At 48.6% G+C, this 20,407-nt stretch carries 16 protein-coding genes; 10 read left to right on the top strand and 6 right to left on the bottom strand.

Features of this window, described 5'->3' with window-relative positions; translation table 11 throughout:
- Positions 1-11 precede the first annotated feature (11 nt).
- The 6 genes from IPL17_RS26705 to IPL17_RS26680 are packed head-to-tail and all read right to left on the bottom strand — an operon-like array spanning position 12 to position 4,136.
- Positions 12-416, bottom strand: coding sequence for an ACT domain-containing protein (locus IPL17_RS26705; RefSeq protein ID WP_345310135.1), 405 nt, complete (start codon positions 414-416; stop codon positions 12-14).
- A gap of 2 nt (positions 417-418) precedes the next feature.
- A complete protein-coding gene (locus IPL17_RS26700) occupies positions 419-2,050 on the bottom strand; it encodes a class I SAM-dependent methyltransferase (protein WP_345310134.1) in 1,632 nt (543 codons plus the stop codon).
- 1 nt (position 2,051) lies between these two features.
- Positions 2,052-2,270 carry a hypothetical protein gene (locus tag IPL17_RS26695; RefSeq protein ID WP_345310133.1) on the bottom strand — a complete coding sequence of 73 codons (219 nt, stop codon included), beginning with the start codon at positions 2,268-2,270 and terminating at the stop codon, positions 2,052-2,054.
- Positions 2,271-2,272: 2 nt separating this feature from the next.
- Positions 2,273-2,464 carry a hypothetical protein gene (locus tag IPL17_RS26690; RefSeq protein WP_345310132.1) on the bottom strand — a complete coding sequence of 64 codons (192 nt, stop codon included), beginning with the start codon at positions 2,462-2,464 and terminating at the stop codon, positions 2,273-2,275.
- Positions 2,465-2,518: 54 nt separating this feature from the next.
- Positions 2,519-3,343, bottom strand: coding sequence for a M55 family metallopeptidase (locus IPL17_RS26685; protein ID WP_345310131.1), 825 nt, complete (start codon positions 3,341-3,343; stop codon positions 2,519-2,521).
- Between the two features lie 19 nt (positions 3,344-3,362).
- The gene (locus IPL17_RS26680; RefSeq protein WP_345310130.1) at positions 3,363-4,136 is read right to left on the bottom strand and encodes a class I SAM-dependent methyltransferase; all 774 of its coding nucleotides are present in this window, start codon (positions 4,134-4,136) and stop codon (positions 3,363-3,365) included.
- 306 nt (positions 4,137-4,442) lie between these two features.
- On the opposite strand from IPL17_RS26680, the gene IPL17_RS26675 reads away from it, so the two are divergent.
- The 10 genes from IPL17_RS26675 to IPL17_RS26630 all read left to right on the top strand — a co-directional run bounded on the left by IPL17_RS26675 (position 4,443) and on the right by IPL17_RS26630 (position 20,391).
- A complete protein-coding gene (locus tag IPL17_RS26675) occupies positions 4,443-5,903 on the top strand; it encodes a sensor histidine kinase (RefSeq protein WP_345310129.1) in 1,461 nt (486 codons plus the stop codon).
- The gene (locus tag IPL17_RS26670; protein WP_345310128.1) at positions 5,903-6,547 is read left to right on the top strand and encodes a response regulator transcription factor; all 645 of its coding nucleotides are present in this window, start codon (positions 5,903-5,905) and stop codon (positions 6,545-6,547) included. The genes IPL17_RS26675 and IPL17_RS26670 overlap by 1 nt, the downstream gene beginning before the upstream one ends.
- Positions 6,548-6,681: 134 nt before the next feature.
- Positions 6,682-7,092, top strand: coding sequence for a hypothetical protein (locus tag IPL17_RS26665; RefSeq protein WP_345310127.1), 411 nt, complete (start codon positions 6,682-6,684; stop codon positions 7,090-7,092).
- Positions 7,089-8,327 (top strand): cytochrome c3 family protein, encoded by a 1,239-nt coding sequence (locus IPL17_RS26660; RefSeq protein ID WP_345310126.1) that lies wholly within the window; start codon positions 7,089-7,091, stop codon positions 8,325-8,327. The genes IPL17_RS26665 and IPL17_RS26660 overlap by 4 nt, the downstream gene beginning before the upstream one ends.
- Before the next feature lies 1 nt (position 8,328).
- Positions 8,329-9,234 (top strand): cytochrome b/b6 domain-containing protein, encoded by a 906-nt coding sequence (locus tag IPL17_RS26655; protein WP_345310125.1) that lies wholly within the window; start codon positions 8,329-8,331, stop codon positions 9,232-9,234.
- Position 9,235: 1 nt separating this feature from the next.
- A complete protein-coding gene (locus IPL17_RS26650; protein ID WP_345310124.1) occupies positions 9,236-10,726 on the top strand; it encodes a NapC/NirT family cytochrome c in 1,491 nt (496 codons plus the stop codon).
- 26 nt (positions 10,727-10,752) lie between these two features.
- Entirely contained in the window at positions 10,753-11,703 is a 951-nt protein-coding gene (locus tag IPL17_RS26645; protein ID WP_345310123.1) for a tetratricopeptide repeat protein, read from the top strand.
- 3 nt (positions 11,704-11,706) lie between these two features.
- Positions 11,707-12,930 (top strand): NHL repeat-containing protein, encoded by a 1,224-nt coding sequence (locus IPL17_RS26640; RefSeq protein ID WP_345310122.1) that lies wholly within the window; start codon positions 11,707-11,709, stop codon positions 12,928-12,930.
- A 164-nt stretch (positions 12,931-13,094) separates the two neighbouring features.
- The gene (locus IPL17_RS26635; RefSeq protein WP_345310121.1) at positions 13,095-14,048 is read left to right on the top strand and encodes a cytochrome c3 family protein; all 954 of its coding nucleotides are present in this window, start codon (positions 13,095-13,097) and stop codon (positions 14,046-14,048) included.
- A gap of 175 nt (positions 14,049-14,223) precedes the next feature.
- The gene (locus IPL17_RS26630; protein WP_345310120.1) at positions 14,224-20,391 is read left to right on the top strand and encodes a S8 family serine peptidase; all 6,168 of its coding nucleotides are present in this window, start codon (positions 14,224-14,226) and stop codon (positions 20,389-20,391) included.
- Positions 20,392-20,407 lie beyond the last annotated feature (16 nt).

Below are 20,407 nucleotides of genomic sequence, written 5' to 3'. Positions count from 1 at the left end.
GCGGTCTCTTTTTATTCAGACCCTGCTGATGCTAACTTATGTAATGTGTCCATGGCTCGTCTTGCATCTTTCACCGGCGTAAAAATATGGTCATGATGGAATGCGGCCACGATATTACAGCTGATGTTTGCTTCTGTCAGGGTGTTGGAAACTGCCGCGGTCAAGCCAACAGCTTCCAGCGAGGAATGAACCGTGAGTGTGATCCACGCACAGATGGTGTCATAAGGAAGGCTTAGCGAGTCTGCTTTTTCCTTTGGCAGGATGACGGTCACGCCTTCCTTTTCATGAAAATAACAAAGCGGATCGAGTTCTTTGGCGCGTTCTTTTGAATCCATAAGACAGTACACATATTCGCCCTGGTTGAGTTCAGGCCGCATGCCTTGGATGAGTTTTTTCAGATCAACTTCACCTGTCATTTTTACTTTCGTTTCACATCCAACACGGCGATCTTGGTGGAGTGATTAAATGGCGCGGGGTCGGTGACTGTTTTCCCAAGCGGGTTATACCCTGTAAAATCTTCCGGGGCGGGAACGAGTTCCCTGATCTTTAAATATCCATCCTTGCATAGTGCATCAAGGGTTTGCATATATTCCTGTCCGCTCAGGAACAGGGCGTTGTTGATGGCGATCAAATATCCATCGTCATTGATCAGCGGGCGGACTTTGTTGATCAGCCGCGCACTTTCCTTTTCCTGATCCACTTTGCCTTTGGAGGTGGCGGAAAAGAACGGAGGATCAATGATGACGCAATCAAAAGACTTTTTGTCGCGCTTAAAATTCCCGACCTGTTCAAAGAAATCTCTGGATATGAAATCTCCCTTTTGTATGGGGAATCCGTTGAGCATATAAGAGTCTTTGGCGAGGTTTAGAAACTCGCGGTTGAGATCTATTTGCACAACGCGGCTGGCCCCGCCTTTTTTTGCAGCAACGCCGAAACTGCCGGTATAGGCAAAGGTATTCAAGACACTCTTATCCTTTAGATTTTCCAATAACCATTTCCGCAGGTTGCGCGTATCGAGATATAGACTCGAGTCACGGTTCAAGGTCAAATTGACGGCGTACCAGGTTTCGTGTTCTTTGATCTTGCGGGTCAACTCTGTGCCGAATAATAGCTTGCCGCGTTTTTCATCCTGTGTCCCACCGCTGCGGGTTTTTACAAGTCCGGCTTGAAGCCAATTCAGAGAGGTTCTTAGGAAGGTGGTTACTTCCTGGATCAATGTTTGATTTTGAGATGGATCGTCGGCGTAGTTGTGGATGACGAGCGTGCTCCCGTAAACATCAAGCGCGAGATCGGGATAGCCTTCGTTGAATCCGTTGAAGAGGCGGAAGGCTGTCTCGTGTTTGGGATCCATCAGCGGTGCGCGCGAGGCGGTGGCCTTTTCGAGCAGGGGGATGATCATTTTAATTTTATTCTCCAGCCATGAGTTGATCACGGCAATCGATTCCATGCTGACTGTATGCCCCATGTTGAATTCGTGATATTGAAGGTCGGCATCCAGCTTTTGCAGTGTGTCACGGCTGCGGCGTGCCCAATCCACGGGGAGCAGTGGATCTTGTACCCCATGGGTAAGGATGAAAGGCTTCTGTTTTATTCCTGCTTCATCGATCTGCAAGCCTGACTCGTGTGGAATGTAACCTGATTGGGCGATGACGCCTGCAATGCGCCGGGGATGGGTCAATGCGTAGGACATGGAGACGATGCTGCCCTGGCTGAAGCCGAGCAGATACAATTTGTTTTTATCCACAGGATAATTTGCAATGACCTCGTCTATGAACCTATCTATCGTGTTGAGCGCATTGGCAAGGCGGGCAGGATCGGGCTTTCCAACCTGAGTGATCTGAAACCATTCATAGGAATCAGGGCCGAGGTCATATGTGCCGCGCGGACTGATCCATAATAGATTTTTTGGCAAATAGTCAGCCAGGGCGATCAAGTCACGCTCGTTGCTGCCCCGTCCATGCAGAGCGAGAATGGACGGGTGAACAGGGTCCGGCGTGACGGATGCGGGGAATTTTGTCAAATGGTAAAGGGATAGTTTTTTTATTGGCATTTTATTCCACGATCTTTATGTTTTTCGGATTGATCACTGATATTTGCCTGGTACCTAAAATCACTTGTGCATCTGCGTTCAGTTCCACCCAGTAGAAACTGCGGTGTCTGGAGTAGGGATCAATGCGAATGACTGTGCCTTCATACCAGCCCTCTTTTTCTCCGAATTTTGAATCGAGATATATCTTGACACGATCGTTGATCTGAACGGGTTGTGCCATTCTTATTTTTGGTTTGCAAACCAGAATAGACCCGCTCCGAAGATCATTGCAATACCGCCATTGATCGACCATTGCGGATCTCCGGTCATAAAGCTGCCAGGCAGGATATTTATGCCTTGCAGGAACCAAATTCCGCCTGCGAGAAAAATCAATATCGCAAAGATCTTCAGGATGGTTTTAACGATTGACTTCATTTTATTCTCCACAGAATATTCTTATTTCTAAACCCGATTTTCCCAGCGTTAAGATCATCGCGCCAGCGCCAGCAGAGTGCGGAAGGCAAGATAGATCGTCACCATATCATCAGCCGAATATTCCACACGCCGATCCATTGTCCGTTTCGCAAATGGCATCAGCGCGGCTCTATCCGCCATGTCCGATTGTTCAAATTCCACGGTCATTTTTATTGGCGCGGCGACTTTGAACGGTTTCGGCGCTTTTTTGCTTTTCAGGTTGATCACGGCGCGTTTCGCGATTTCTTCGATCAACTTGGTGGTTACCGCCGGCGGCAAACATTCGGCAGACATGCGGCTGACAGCTTTCTTTACCTGCGCGGTCTCGATCTTATTGCCAAAGAATTCCTGTACTTCTGCGCACAGGGTCTGATCGCCTGAGGCCATAATGACGGGGACATTGAAGTGTCCGCAGACTGCGCCGTTTAGTCCAGATTCTCCAAATGCCCGTCCGTTGATCCATAACCCGGATACGCGCTCGTCAGACCAGGTGTGGTCGAGGATGGCGTTTTGCGCGCCCATGCGTCCGTGATATCCCACAAACATTACACCGTCCACATCTTCATCCACGCCGCTGACCATGGAAAGGGGCGCGGGCGAACCGGAGGTGAGGGAGGCGCGTTCATCCAATTCTTCAATGAGAATATTCCTGCCATTGTTGTGGCCGTCTGTCACTATGACAGATGAGGCTCCGCCGGCGAATGCGCCGCGAATTGCAGCATTGACATCTGCGGTCATCAACTTTCGAAAGCGGGCATATTCAGAGTGATTGGGATTTACCTGATCCCAATGCACAACACCTGTGATGCCTTCCATATCTGCAGCGATTAAAATTTTCATGATTGCTCCTTTTATGTGTTTATGATTTTACTGCGCGTGTGGCTAAATAAGTTTCGATGTGCTCGCTGATCTTTAGACCATTGTGATGGTCTTCATATAAGCCAATGATCGCGAACCCCGCGTCCAGCTGACCCGCAAGCTGGTCGTTGAGCGAATGTCCAAATTCGGCGGGACGGTCTTCCTTCTTTAGCTGCTCCATTCCGTACACTTCAATATCCGAATAGGGGATCTTATGCTTGACGATCAAGTTCCCATTATCCATATCTTCATAATCGAAAATATAAAAAAGCGGATTCATAAAACCCGCCAGCATCGTGCCGCCGTGGCGCAGGACGCGAAAGGCTTCCTTCCAAACCGGGCGGATCTCATGGATAAATAAATTCGAGACGGGATGAAAAATGAAATCGAAACTTTCATTCGCAAAGATGGAAAGGTCGCGCATGTCGCCTTCCACGGTGCGGATGTTGAGCCCTTCCCGTTCCGCCACTTCGCGGTCGCGCCCCAGTTGAGCGGGGGAATTGTCGAAGATCGTCACGTTCGCTCCCGCCGCCGCGAAGATGGGACCTTGTTGTCCGCCGCCGCAGGCGAGCCCGAGGATGGCGAGTCCGTCCATCGGCGGAAACCATTCATGTGGAACAGGTTTGTTCTCCGTCAAAACAACAGACCAATCTCCCGTTCGCGCCCGCGCGATCAACTCTGGGGAAACTGGCACTGTCCAAGGGTTTTTACCTGATTGAACCTGACGATCCCAAGCTTCCTTATTAAAAGATGGAACATTACTGTTAATATCCATTTTATTCTCCAATAATATCTGTAGAAAAGTTGAGTAAGGGACACCCCAGATCGGCATAATGATTTACTTCATTTTACCTGTTGGGGAGTACGAAATGAATTTTACACCGGATAAAAATATAAAGGAAACCTCCTCTATACGCCGTCGACTCTGCGGGTTTAAACTCACGTTATAATGTGAGCCTGCATATTCTTTTTTTGATATGCAAGAGCGTGGCTTTGACAAAAAAACTGTTTCGATTACAAATATATTTTATGGTGACCGCCTTTTGAAATCAGTCTGCTGGATGAGTATTATCGAGGTTAGATGTTCCGAAGTATTCGCTGGAAAGTAGCGTTGGGATTGGCGTTGCCGATCTTGATATCTCTTTGGGGATTTTCGATCCTTCATTACTATCGTGAAAAGGCGATCTTGCTGGATACGATCGAACATTCGGCTGTCGACTTGGGAGAGTTGGCGCGGGGGGGAGTGCGGCATGCCATGTTAAATAACGATCGTGAAATGCTGCAAGAGACCCTGGTGGATATTGGGAATCAAGAGAACATTTTGCATGTTGCCATATTTGATGGGAACGCTCAATTGAAAATGACCGATTCTGCGGACGGTTTTGATCCCGACGTGACCTTGAAGTCACCCGGCTGTGTGGAATGCCACCAAGCGGAAGGCACCCTGCAGAAAAACAGCATCATCCTGAGCACGGCTGATTTCAAAGAACCGATGTTGCGTAGCAGTATTCCTGTTTTTAATGAGCCGGCTTGTCATCAATGTCATGATCCGTCACAAAGGGTGCTGGGCGCGATCATTACAGACTATTCGCTACTGGCCTTAACCGATCACTTTGAGAATGATATATGGATTGATTTTGTTTTTTCTATTATTCTGACCCTGGTATTCACGATCATACTTTATGGTATCGCACATTATTTAATCGTAAAACGGGTGGAAATGCTGCGCGCACCTCTGGGACAATATGCGCTTGGCGATCTGTCCGTTCGCATCCCTGTAAATGCGAATCGGGACGAGATTGATGACCTGATCAATACGTTTAATATCACAGCTGAAAAGTTAGAAGAGGAATTAACAATAAAGCAAATGATGAACGATGCCCGGTATGGGGTGGTTCTGGATGAGCGTCATCGTCTGGCCCGCGAACTGCATGGCAGCACTGCCCAAATATTGGGATATGTTAGAAATAAAGCCTTTGCGGTACGAATGCTTATCGAGCAGAATAAATTGCCTGATGCGGTCAATGAACTTCGTCAGTTGGATGAAGCGGCCGGGGCTGTCTTTGCTGATCTTCGGCAGGCCATCCTTGATCTAAAAACGAATATTAAGAGGGGACAGGATATCGGCCTGGTTCTGACAGAATACATTATCAGTTTTGAACGGTATAGTGATATTCCAACTGAACTGGTTGTTAGTGAAGACATGGACCGCATCCAGCTGCCGGACGGTAGTGACGTGCACCTCTTGCGCATTGTTCAAGAATCACTGGCGAATGTCCGCAAGCATGCTGGAGCGACGCGTGCCGTAGTAACAATTCAAGTGTATGAACAACAGAAAACCCTTACTGTAACGATCCACGACAATGGGACGGGGTTTGATCCTGCTGAAGATTCGCCTGATCGCAAACCTCATTATGGTCTTGAATCCATGCGTGAACGCGCTAAAATGATCGGAGCCTCGTTCGAAGTTCATTCGGAAAAGGGACAGGGAACACAAGTGATTGTCAGGCTGCCATTGGCAGGCAAAGGAGAAGAATCCTGATGGCTTTGCGTATTTTAGTTGTGGATGATCACGCATTATTTCGCGATGGCATGGTTAGTTTGTTAAAAGCTGCCGGACTGCAAGTGATCGGCGAGGCAAATAATGGACAGGAGGCTGTCAGCGAAGCCCAAAGATTAAAGCCCGATGTGATCCTGATGGATATAGATATGCCGGTCATGAACGGGATAGAGGCGACCCGTCAAATTACAGGCACACTCCCTGAAATAAAAGTGGTTATGTTGACCATTTCACAGGAAGACCAAAAACTTGTGGAAGCCTTGCGTGCAGGTGCTGCAGGTTACTTGCTAAAAAGCTTGAATTCGGATGAGTTTATCAAGTTGTTACAGGGAGTGGAGAGAGGGGAGCCGCCGATGTCAGGTTCTGTCACGGCAAGGCTGATAAATTATGTTGCTCAACAAAGCAGTTTTAATGATCCTGTTGATGAAAACCTGACTGATCGAGAAGTGGAACTTCTCGGATTTCTTGGACAGGGACTCCCGAATAAATCCATTGCCGCAAGGTTGGGTGTCAGTGAGAACACGGTCAAATATCATATAAAGAATATATTGCAAAAACTGAACTATAACAATCGTGCCGAAGCCGCCGCCTATGCGGTTAGGCACAATTTAACTCCCAGATCGTAAGACAAGTTTTTCGAACCTTTGTCCCTGCTCAAACGGGTAGTTTTTCATCTTGAAAAACTACCCATTTTTTTTGTCGCGGTTAACTAATCAGGTGTGACGCTTTTGCTAATCTTACATTAATATACACAAATAGCGTGAGTAAAAATTCACAATACCGCCTGATCAATATGGAAACCATCAAACCCCTCCCTACTGTACTCATATTGGCACACCATTCACTCTTATCACGCGGGGTTGCAAGCACATTAAGAGAGTACCAGAATGTATTCAATGTGCGTTTGTTAGACTCCGATTTAATAAATTTCCCTGAAATCATTCAATCAGAATCGCCTTCCATTATTATTCTGGACGCCGGCGATTCTGATGTTTGTAAAAAGACTCCTGTAACACAATTACTCGAATGGGCTCCATCTGCGAAGATTATTCGTCTTGATCTTTCCAGTGATCGAATACGTATATTCTCAAGCGCTGAATTCCAGGTCTCCCATGCGGCAGATCTGGTGGGGTTGATACAATCCTTTTCGAATGTCGGGGTGACTTTATGATGCGATATCGTTATTTTGTGTCGTTGCTTGCCGGCTTGTTTGTTCTGGGATTGACCTTCCTGGATGACGCAATGTCCCTGCCGGTTCTTGCCCAGGAGCCAACTCCGACTGCCTCTTCATCAGCTAGCAGTCCTCACCAGACTGGAGACTGCCTTGGTTGTCATTCAAACCCTGATATGCTCGGGCGTTTTGCGGATGGAAAGACCATGTCCTTATACTATGATCCGCAGGAGCATGAGGGTTCAGATCATATTGACGGCTGCCGATCCTGTCATGATGCTCAGCATGATTACCCCCACAAAAATTCACAGGAACAATCCTGTACCGTGTGTCACACGCAGTTTTTTGATGGAGATTCCCAGGGCGAACCTGTTTTTGAGATCACTGCCTATGCGGACGAGCGCGCTGTCGTTATGGATATCAATTCATCCTGTCACAAGTGTCATCAGGAAAAATTCCAGGAGATAACCGACAGCGAACATACCCGTGTGCTGGAGCAGGGAAATCGTTTTGCGCCGATCTGTGTGGATTGTCACGGCGGCCATAATATTACTTCCCCGAACGAACCCCGCACAAAGGTCGCTGAGATGTGCAGTAAGTGCCATATGTCAGTCTATACGACATATGAGACGAGTGTCCATGGTGAGGCGCTTTCTGCAGAGTCAAATCCTGATGTGCCGACCTGCAGCAACTGTCATGGCAGTCATGTTGTGGAAGGCCCAACTCATATTGATTTTCGGGCAGACTCAATTGGTTTATGCGGAAATTGTCATGCCGATATGAGTTTAATGAATAAATATGGCATTTCAACCAATGTCTTCCAAACCTATCTGGACGATTTTCATGGTCGCACGGTGGATTCTTCTCATAAAGCAGGAGAGGTGAAAATCGCGAAGGCAACTTGTTACGACTGCCATGGCGTTCATAATATTCAATCCCATGAAAATAAGCTGTCTTCTGTTTATCCAGCCAACTTGCAAAAGACCTGCCAACAATGTCATACCGAGATTGGCATTACTTTCCCCCAGGCATGGTTAAGCCATTATTCGCCGACATGGGAAGATGCGCCTTTATTGTTTTTGGTCAATAATTTCTATAAGTTTTTCATTCCGGTTGTGATGGGTTTATTTGTTGTGTATATCGCGCTGGACGCCACCCGCCGTGTGATGGATAGATATAAGAAAAATCCCAGCACATCTGTGGAAGCATCCGATCCACAAAAAGCAGGAAAATGAGATGCCAAAGCCAAAAACTGAGAAATCGCCAACTGTAATGAAACAAAATATTTTTTATCGTGATGCGGCCGAGGCAGTTAAGCGTTTGCGCGTTTCTTCAATTGGAATACGCTATGTGATTCGTTTTTCACTCGGACAGCGTATTGAACACATTGTCCTGATTCTTTCATTCACTGTGTTGGCGCTTACCGGGCTGGCTCAATCCTATTACGATACCCTGTCCGGTGGATTAATTCTTACCCTGCTTGGCGGTATTGATACCTCCAGACAGGTGCATCATGTGGCCGCCTTTTTCCTTGGAATTCAATCGCTGTATCACATCGCTATTTTTGTCGATGGAGCTTTTGTTCATCGCCGTTTCGGGAAAATGCTCCCAGCCTGGCGTGATGTGACCGATGCGGTTCAGCTGATGAAGTTCAATGTCGGGCTGGTTTCCCGCCGCCCCATTTTTGACCGTTTTAATTTCGAGCAAAAAGCGGAGTATTGGGCGTTGGTATTGGGCATATTCATTATGGGTCTTACCGGAATTATGCAAATGTTCCCAGCTCAATTGACTTTGATCTTGCCAGCCGGCTGGGTCATTCCGGTTGGTCGTACGTTGCACTTTTGGCAGGCTGTCTTGATGGTTCTTGCCGTATTAACCTGGCATTTTTATCACACTGTACTTAAGAAATTGAACCTGAGTATTTTCAATGGAAAAATGACCATTGAGCAAATGAAGGAAGAGCACCCTCTTGAGCTTGCCTATCTTGAGCAGGCTTCTGCCGCAATTGAGAACAAACGCTGGCCGCTCGAGATCGAGATTCGGGGCGAGAATATTAATGACGCTGAATCAATCACTCGGATTGAAAATGGAAACGCAGATGAAGTCGTTTCAAAAAACCACATCGAAGGAAGCGTAGAATAACATGGGCATCATAAAAACCATCCGCGAAAGAATTAAAAAGGGCTGGCCGACGATCACGATTGATCTATCCCAACGCTCCCAAAGGGTCAAACTGATGGTGGGAGGTTTGGGTACCATTGTGATTGCATTGGTGCTGCTGGCAGGAGGTATCCAGGGATATGTGTATTCGGAAAGTTCCGAGTTTTGCGGAACGGTCTGCCATTCCATGGATCCTCAATATGCTCAATTTGAAGCTTCGGCGCACGCTAATGTGGAGTGTGTGAAATGTCACATTGGCCCTGGACTTGTTCCGTTTGTAGAGGCCAAGATCGCCGGTATGCGCCAGGTGTATGGGACTTTGACCAATAACTTTAACCGCCCGATCAAAAGCCCGATCCATAACCTGCGCCCGGCGCGTGAGACCTGCGAGACCTGTCATACGCCGACTTCCTTCCGTGACAATGTGATCAAGACGGTCTCTCATTATGATAATGACGAGACGAATACAGAAATCAAGACCACACTTATCTTAAAAATGGGCGGCTGGGAGGAAAGCACCGGTATTAATCAAGGTATTCACTGGCACATTAAGAGCCCGGTCTATTACATCGCCGCGGACGAACAACGCCAGGTAATTTCATGGGTCGGTGTGGAACAGCCTGATGGCACTCTCAAGGAATATTTTTCGCGCGATATGCTGAATATGGATCGCGAAAAATTTGTTGAAAAGGCGCGCGAAGAGGACCATGTGCGTCAGTTGGATTGCATTGATTGTCATAACCGCACCTCTCATTACATTCCCAGTCCGGAACAGGCTGTGGATAAATCCATTTCAAGTGAACGCATTTCAAAAGATATTCCCTTTATTCGTGCCAAAGCTGTTGAAGTTCTCAATACATCATATGCTGGCCAATCTGCTGCCAACGCTGCGATTGATAAACTGGCTGAATACTATAAGGCGCATTTTCCAGAGGCGGATCCCGTTGACTTGGAAGCTGCCATTGCGGAGATCAAATTAATTTATACCCGTACTTATTTCCCTGAGATGAACCTTACTTGGAAAACCAATCCCAATAATTTGGGACATGCCGCATTTGTAGGGTGTTTTCGATGCCATGATGATAAACATGTGAATTTGGACGAAACCGGAAATGAGGTATCCACTATCAGTGTAAAATGCAACCTTTGTCATACTGTTCCGATCTCCAGCCGCGGAAGCGAATTAAGTGTGGAAGCTCCGGTGATCACTGGTGTGGTACCTGAATCCCACTCTGATTTCAGGTGGACGATCGAACACCGCACGACCACAGAGGAAGCGACTCAGGATTGTTACCAGTGTCATGGACAGGCGTTCTGTAATAATGGCGCCTGCCATAATCTTTCTCATCCGGAAGATATGCTTTTTACCCATCCAGAGGAATATAAAAAGAGCGGTGGTCAGGTTTGTTATACCTGCCATCAGGATGTTTTATGCAGTCGCTGCCACCCGGCCGGTATCGTAAGCAACCCGTAGCGGTTTTGATAAAGAGGACGTAAGTAATGAAGTTTCTTGGACGTTTGAATAATATTCACAGCCGTGAATTAATTAAATATATCTGGACCGCCGGGCTGGCTTTTGCTGCGATCGCTTTAATGTTCTTTGGTTATTACTACAAGGATCGTTACGTGCGCGTGGATGACAAGTCTCCGCTGGATATTAGCATTGATCAGCTTGAGATTGCCGTGCGTGAAAATCCAGAAAACCCCGAGGCACGGGTCGCTTTGGCCGAGTTTTATCTGGGCAAGGGGCTGTATTCCCAGGCCATTGAGCAAACCGATCAGGTCTTAAGTACTTTCCCTGAAAATACGGGTGCGCTCCTGATCTCCGGGATCACATATACACGATCCGGACAGTCACAAAAGGCAATTGCGCCGCTTGAAAAATTTATTGACCTGCGTAAAGACGACCCAATGGCCATGAGTGATACGGCACTGCAGACGGCTTATTATTTTCTCGGTGAAAGCTACAATACATTGGATCAAGCGGACAAAGCACTGCCTGCGCTTGAAGCTGCGCTTAAGATTAACTCGACAGATGCTGATGCGCTCTTTCAAGCTGGGTTGTCATCTCAAACCATGAATGATCATAAAAAAGCGATAGAGTTCTTTGATCGCGCTGTACTCTTTGTCCCAGATTTTACCGAAGCCTATGCTGGCATGATCGAAAGTTATACTGCGCTCAATAAACCTGATCATACTGATTATGCGCGCGGAATGCAGGCCTTTTCCCTCAAGGATTATAAGACCGCGCAGAAATATCTTGAATCTGCCAGAGAAGCCCTGCCCGATTTCTCCTCGGCGCATTTTGGTCTGGCGTTGACATACGAACAGTTAAACCGCCTGGATGATGCCTTGATCAGCATTAAGATTGCGCTCCAGCTTGACCCTAATAATTTTTCTCTTCAACAAGTGCAGGAACGTATTGAAGCTGCGATAAAGGCTCAGGGTTAATTCATGACAACAGACACCACTCCAAAAATTGAGCCTGAGGGCGGTATTCTTACGAATTCTGCTGAAGAATCGAAAAGAGAAGAAAAACGTCGCCGCTTGTTGTTGTTATTTTTGCTTTTGCTGCTGTTCTTAAGTTGTTTCTGCGCTGTATTATTTTTGCGCTATTTATTTAATCCCGCGCCGCTGCCTGAGTTAATGTCGCTGCCGGTGGATGTCAATTATTCTCCGCATTACTTGTATTCTGTTTATGGCATCGATCAGCCGGTGGGGGCGGCCGTTTCACAGGATGGCAAGAGGCTGTATGTTGCAGAAGCTGGCGGCGACCGCCTGATCAAGATCATTGAAGCTGACAGTGGACGACTGCTCAAAGAGTTTATGCCCCCCAATACTGGTCCCGGTGAACGGTCTCCTGTATATGTTGCCGTGGATGCCCGCGGGCGCGTGTATGTGACTGATCGTCTTCAACACGCCATCTTTATTTATACCGGCGACGGCGAGTATCTCGACACGATCATTGCTCCAAACTTAACCCTTAGCGCCTATGTTTCCAGTCAGTTGGGCGGCTTGCCGCAAGGCACAAAATATCTCTATAATATTTTTCAAGAGGGCGTTTGGTATCAATCTGCCGGGGCAACAGACTGGACGACTCTTCCGGCTCCTGCGCCTGAGGGCTGGTCGCCCTTGGGGATTTCAATTACCGCGGATGGCAGGATGCTGGTTACCAATGTGATCAGTGAGAAAAGCAATATCATCGAATACCCTGCCTCTGTAACAAGCTCGGAAAACTGGGTGGATTTTTCCCCAACATTCACCACCTTTGGGTCTTACGGCGAAGGTGATGGACAGTTCATTTTTCCCAATGATGTACTGGTGGATTCCAAAGGCCGTTATTACGCAGTGGACGGGAACAATGCCCGTATCTCTGTTTGGGACTCTGCACAACAATTCCAATATTATTTTGGCAGCGGCACCGGCGAAGGCGCTGTCAGCCTGCCGCGCGGCGCTTATTTGGATTCCAGAGAACGCCTGTTCATTGTGGATGCTGTTGGGCAGAACGTAAAGGTTTATAGTCTTGCCGGCGATCAACCAGAGTTCCTATATTCCTTTGGCGACCTGGGCGTGGATGATGGACAATTCAATTATCCAAATGATGTCGTGCTGTTCGGTACAAATATCATTTATGTCGTGGACCGCGAGAATAACCGCATTCAGGTTTGGTCCTATTAACCGATTGTATCCAGCGGGTAGGCGGACGAATGCCTACTGCTGCTTCATGAATAATTCAAATTTTCTTTCAGGAGGTTCCTCGTCAAAACATTTCACCCAATCTGTGCATATCGTATCCCCATATTAAGTACGATATGCAAATCATGTATTTAGGAGAAAGTCCAATGAAAAAAATCCTAATTGTTTTGGCAGTAGCCCTTGTTTCTGCCCTGACTTTAACAACAATGGCTTCTGCAAATGGTGGTCCGCATGGCGGTTTCACACCCACAACCGATGCCTGCGCCGGTTGTCATCGCACACACACCGCCAACGGTCCCAAACTATTGATCATCAATAATACCTATACCCTATGCATGACATGTCATGGAAATACGGGTACGGGAGCGGATTCCAATGTTATCGACGGTATCTGGCTTGAAGGCCGAAACCCGACCGATACAACTGGCGATGCAAATACCGCAATTAATGCTCCTTTGCTGGGTGGCGGTTTCGCCTTTTACAAGACGATCGCCACAACTTCCAATCATGCTGTACAGGAAACAACTGCTGCGGCCTGGGGTAATGGTGTCAATCGCGGTGTCACGGCTAACCTGGCTGGTGGCAACATGAACTGCGCCTCCTGCCACGATCCGCATGGATCAACCAATTACCGCACCATCAACGTCACTGTCAATGGTGTGGCTGTGAATGTTGCCCAGGTTGATGAAGGTGCTGCCAAGGATTATGATACCGAGCAATGGGGAGCCGGTCAAAGCGCGCTCTGCGCTGCCTGCCATAGTGCTTATCACCAGACTGCGGCTGGTTCCGGCTCTGATCTTGGAATGGTTGCCACGGGTGGTTATACCCACCGCGTAGATATGTCCTATACCTACGCCGGCCCCGGCGTTCCAAATCAAAACCCTGAAACGGTGGGTTTGGGTGGTCTGACTCTGCCTCTGGCTCAAACTGGCACAGTCAATGCGGTCGTTTGTCAGACCTGCCATCTGCCGCATGGGTCTTCCGCGGCGATGACGGGGCATGCAAACTCTGGGGTTTTGCCAGGTAATACATCCGCGACTGACAGCGCACTCCTGCGCCTGGACAACCGCGCGACCTGCGAAGTCTGTCACCAAAAATAATGATTGATCATGCCAGCAGGGTAGGGATGGTGGTTGGGTTGACGACCCCGGCCATCCCTACCTATCTGGCTTTCTATATCTTCTCATTTGAAGACTAACAAGATTTTTAATGCAATTATTTATTTTTTTTATATAATCCTGCCATTGGCAAATCCTTTTTAAAGTGAAATTAAACATGACAAATGCCCGTTCCATGTTAAAACAAAACGATCAGCTGCAAAGTATTCAACGTTTCGTTCTGGCAAAGATAAAATCTGTTCCACAAACAGTTCTGTTGGTTGTGTTCAGTTTTAGCTTGCTTTTCAGTAGCCAGGTGGTAAGCGCGGCAGTTGGCGATTCGGGTTTTGCATGGAATTTGATCCGCAAGAATAACGCGCAGGTTGTGTGTACGATCAACGTTGCGCATGAAGGCGAACCGACTTCAGATGAAGTTAAACAAACCTGCGGGGAAGATCTTTTTACAGGCTGGCAGAACGGCGATTACAACCTCTCAAAAGCAGATCTGACAGCCACACCGACTGCATCGACCGTTCCAACTGCCACATCGATGGCATCAGGATATTCATGGCTGGATATTGCGGACACTGCTGCGGAACTGCAAATGAATCTGCCGCTGACATATCTCGCCGGCAAATTGATCGCCGCCGGGTATGTGGACGTCAGTACCTGCAATGGAAGCGCGTTACTTCCAAACGGGTATGCCAGCCCATGTGGAATGACTGCGGCACAGCCCTATGTGTTTATCTGGCAAAACCGATTTGACGAGTTCGTTTTTGATTCGGCTGTGAAAGAGAACATTCCTGCCTACATGTTTAAGAACCTGTTGATCCAGGAAAGTCAGATGTGGCCCCAGGCATCCGGGCATGTGCCGCCTGAATATGGCATTGGCCAGCTGACTGAAAATGGTTCAGACACGCTCTTGATGTGGAACAATGCTTATTTCAAAAAAATATGCCAGGAAAAACTGGATAATGAAAACTGCAAAAAAGATTACCTAAGCATCTCTTCCTCTGAGCGCGCCTATTTACGCGGTTCCGCTTTGATCGAAGTGCGCGCCGACTGCGCCAACTGTCCCAATCGGATCGACCTCGAGATCACCGAAAAAAGCATTTCCGTGTTTGCCGCGGCGCTTAAGGCAAATTTTCATCAGATCGATCAGATTGCCAAAAATCTAACTGGCAAGGCGGCTGTTAGCCAGATGGAATGGCAGGAGGTCTGGAAACTTTCGACGGCCAATTACCACGCCGGGCCTGGTTGTACCAGCAATGCCATGCGCGCCACGCTAAAGGAAAGAAAACCGCTGCGCTGGAAGTTTATTTCAAAGAATTTCCAGGCGGGCTGTGAAAGCGCAGTTGATTATGTTGAACACATTATTACCACAGGAAATAGCGTTGCTTTGCCGCCCGCGGATCAGATCGAATCCGCCCGCCGCGTGATCTATGGATTACCGTCTTTAACGCCCGCTGCCACTCCTGCATCCGATTCGGCTTCAGCAGAATTGAGCATCGCCCAGCAGCTGGAATCTGCCCATATTCAGGATCAGATTGTGGTTAAGATCGATCCGAAAAATACCGAGGAAGCGCTTCAGGTCATTGAAAGTCTTGGCATCGATTTAACAACAGACAGTACTCCGATCGGATCCCTTGAAAGCCTGATCGTAAAAGTTGATGCATCACAACTTGATTCTATTTTGACTGCATTACAAAATGCCAGTAGCATTGAATTTGCCGGCCTTAATTATTTGGTAACTCTGGCGGGCACACCGGATGATCCTGAGTTTCCCGCTCAAACCAACTTAACTGCCATTCAAGCGCCTCAGGCCTGGGACATGTTCCCAATCATGCCGCAGGTTTTGGTTGCGGTCATTGATACCGGCGTGGATGCGACCCATCCCGACTTGTCCACTGTCATTTGGCAGAATCCTGCTGAAGCTGGTTTGGATGCAAACGGCGCGGATAAAAGCACCAACGGCATTGACGATGACAGCAATGGGTATGTGGATGACTGGCAGGGCTGGAATATGGTGGCTGGAAATAATAATGCCAATGATGACCAGGGACATGGCACGCATCTGGCGGGCATCATCGGCGCGCAAACCAATAATGGGATTGGCATTGCCGGCATAGCGCCAAATGCGCGCATCCTGCCGGTCAAAGTTTTGGATAACAGTGGATATGGCACTCACGCTACTGTGGCTGAAGGGATCGTGTACGCGGTTGATATGGGCGCGCGCGTTATCAATCTTGGCTTTGGCGGTACGGGTTCCAGTGATGTTTTACGGGACGCCATTGATTATGCTCTTGCGCATAATGTGGTGGTTGTCGCCGCAGGTGGCAACAAAGGCGACGATACAACTTATTACCCGGCCGGCTATGTGGGGGTGGTTGCGGTCAGTTCAGTTGATAATGGCCTGGCGCTGTCGGCATCTTCTTCATACGGGAATCACATCAGCATATCAGCACCAGGTAATGCGGTTAGATCCACATTCCCCGGCGGGGCGTATTCAGAGGCTTCCGGTACGTCCATGTCTTCTGCGCATGTCTCAGGTGTTGCTGTACTACTGGCAAGTCAGCCGCAGTTCATTGATAAAGATTACCTGACATCCGCATTGTTTGGCGCTGCTCTCGATCTCGGCGCTCCAGGACATGATCCTTATTTTGGTTATGGTTTGATCCAGGCCTATGATGCGTTGAATTATGACGGGGCGATCCTGCCGATCCCTGGAATGGGTTCCATGCCTGTCCCCGGCGAAGAGGTCGGTATTTTGACAGACATGGCGGGGTCAACGCTGAATGCGTATGCGCCCAGTTGTGGGACTTCTGCTTATGGCGCACAGTTGAGCGGCATAAGTGTTCCGACCCTCCTGGCTGATAATGCTGTCTCCGCGCCTATTTCCCTCGGTTTTGAATTCTGGTATATGGGAACCCGCTATACGGATGTGTACGTTAGTTCAAATGGCTGGCTATCGTTCAATGCCCCGGGTGGAAATTCCCTGCCGTTGAACGCTCTCGATAACAGCGCAGGGATTGCCGACAACACAGCTGCCCGTCCGATCATTGCGCCATTATGGGATGATCTCGGAGGCGCTGCGGCAGGCAGTGCCGCCTCTTATACGACATCTGGCATAGCCCCAACCCGTATATTTACTTTCGAATGGTGGAATTTTGAGTGGAATGCCGCCAGCGGCAGCCGCATGAGTGCGCGTGTTGTTCTGCATGAGAGTACGGGCGTGATCGATTTTATGTATTATCCCAACGATGTAAATCCAGGAGCGAATGCTTCCATTGGGATTACGGGTACATCAAATACCAGTTTCATCTCTGCACAAAGTTTTGCCGCCTGCCCGGCCTGGAGCAATGTGGCCGATGCGACAACTTTAGGCGCCAAACCCCTGCTCGATACGATCTATACTTTTACCCCCGCTTTTGTTCCGCTTGCTTCACCTGGTAATATAAGCTTATCCAACGTAACTAAATCATCTGTTACCTTGAATTGGACGGACAACTCCACGGGCGAAGACGGTTTTAGCGTTTACACCTCCACAGATGGAAATAACTATACCTACTTTGGTCAAGTCACGGCCAATACCACCACTTTTAACGCAACAGGTTTATTGAATAGCGCCAATAATTACTGGAAAGTATATGCGGTTGTTGAAGGGAATGCCAGCATCTCAGCTTCAGTGACGGCGCCGTCTGCGTTGAACTTTACCGGCGTCGCAGCGACATCCATGACCTTGAACTGGTCTGACAACTCGGATAACGAGGCAGCTTTTTATGTTCTCAGATCCGTCGATAATGTTAATTTCTCATTGGTCTCTACAACCGCGGCCAATGCCGTGACCTATAATGCCGCAGGTTTACTGCCGAATACAACTTATTATTGGCGTGTTCAGGCGGTGGGGGATACGTCAGTCAGTGCTGCGGCGAGCGCAAGTCAGGTGACCAGCGACAATATTCTTGCATCCGCGCCGCTTGTGACCATTCTCTCCCCGATCGATGGCTCCAGTTTTTCTCAGGGAGCCAAGCTCCAATTTACCGGTCAGGCGCTGATTCCCGTTAACGGTGATATCAGCTCCACCATTCAATGGACTTCAAGTATTGATGGTCTTTTTGGGACGGGATCCAGTTTGGGTTACAGCAGCCTGACCCCTGGCACCCATACCATTACTGCCAGCGCGGTGAATTCGGTGGGAACCGGTCAGGACACAGCCACGATCACTGTTGTCGCCAGGAACCAGGATCCGCATGGCGGATACACTGCCACTACCGATAAATGTGCTGCCTGTCACCGGACACATACGGCTCAAAGTCCCGAATTGATCGCTTCCCCGCTGTCCGGTAACGCGTTCTGCTTAAGCTGCCACTCCGATGGAAACGTGGTCGTCTCCACTCATTCGAACAAAGATTGGGCAGGCTTGCGAGTGGAGGCTTCTTTTGAGTTGTTATGCACGCAATGTCATGAACCGCATGGCAGCACTAATTTATTTTCGATACGTCCGTTTGTACAGGTGACTTCAAATACCAATCCGATCATCACAACGGGTCCCATTAATTTTACGGCCACAACCGGTCCAAATTCCTATGATGATGGGGCCAGCGCGGCTGCCAACCGTTTATGCGTGGCCTGTCATGTAAATCCTTCCAACCCTGGCAGCCCCATGGTCAGCCATTCGGGCGGGGCGAATCACAATGGTGCTGTGAATTACAGCGGAACAGACTGTGTGAGCTGCCACAAGCACAGCGCTGATTCATCACCTCTCACCGCGGATGGCTTCATGGCAAGCTGCCGCGCATGTCACTCCACAACACAGGATCTTGGGCGTGGCACGCCGCGCCGACAAATTGTGGGCGCAACCGGCGGTGATTTCACCCGTGCCTCGCATCATGTCAGCGGCAGCGACTTGATCACAGACGGTGATTGTCAGGTATGTCATGAAATGAGCCAGCACATGGCAGGCAAGGTTCGCTTGTTCGATGTGGATGTCCCCGCTACTGTCTATACTCTGGATTACGTGCTTAATGCCGTTGATGACCCTGCGGATTATGAAAACTTCTGCATTTCCTGTCATGACGGGGACGGCCGCGCAGGAAACCAGACACCCTTCAGCGATCTTAAGCTTGCGCCCTCTTTGGACGGAACGATGTGGTCGGCCGCGGCGCACAATTCCATAGATGGCACTTTCACTGGCTCCTGTTTGGACTGTCACGACAGCGGTCATGGATCGAACAAATCGAAGATTCTTAAACCGTGGAATTTCCTGGCAGGTACTGCTCCAGACGCATTGGAACAGGAAGAAAAATTCTGCTTCAGTTGTCACACCACAGGACCAGGGTTACCGGTTTCGTCAGCCTTCTCAACCTGGGTAAATTTAAATACGCCAACTCGAATTTATACACACAATGTCAGCGTGGATCGTGGATTGGATCATTCAAAGGAAATATTTGGTTCTAGTTTTGCCAACCGTCATGTTGAGTGTGGTGACTGCCATGAGCCGCATATTGATTCCTATCCAAATACTGCTGCTGCGCCTGACATAAAACTCCCGCAACGGGGCGCAACAGGTGTTGAGCCGGCCAATTATGGCGTAGCGGCTGGTGCGCCTGACAGATTTAATTTCCTAAGCCAGGCTGAAAAAGAATATCAGACCTGCTTCAAATGTCATTCCAGTTACACCACCCTGCCCGCATATACTCCCGATGGCTTGGTTAAACTTACCAGCACAAATGCGGATCAAGTGAAAGACCAGCGTGATCTGGCAGCAGCTTTCAACCCTGCCAATGCAAGTTTCCACCCACTGGCAGCCACAGGTAAAAATGCCTCAATACCCCCTGGAGGGTTTGTGGCTGGCTGGAGCGTGAGTAGCTGGGTCTATTGTTCAGATTGTCACACCAATGCATCGCCCACTGTTCCCGGGGCAGGACCGCACGGATCACCGCTTCTTCATATCCTTGATGGTTCGGCTGCTGGTGCAACAGATTACACCACTGCCAATGGTAATGGAAATGGTCCGCAGGTTCTTGAGACAGAGATTTGTTTTAAGTGTCATAAGTACACCACGTATGTGACAGGTACAGATCCTTTCGCAAATACGAACTTCAGGGACGGCGGAAACAATTTTCACAGCGAGCATATGAACGGTTCGCTAACAACGGCAACCTGTTATACCTGTCACAATTCGCACGGCAGTGAGCAGGTTCGCCTGATCAATTTTGACGCGAGCGTGGTTACATTTGACGCTGGGATTAATAGTCAGACCGCTTTTACACTAACGGCAAATGGCGGGAGTTGTGCCCTCGCTTGTCATGGACAAAACCATAATCCTGAAAACTATGCGCGATAATAGTAATTCAGGTGAC

It is taken from the genome of Candidatus Villigracilis saccharophilus (genome assembly GCF_016711665.1).
Note: the sequence above shows the minus strand (reverse complement) of the source record. Positions and strands in the feature narration are given on the sequence as shown.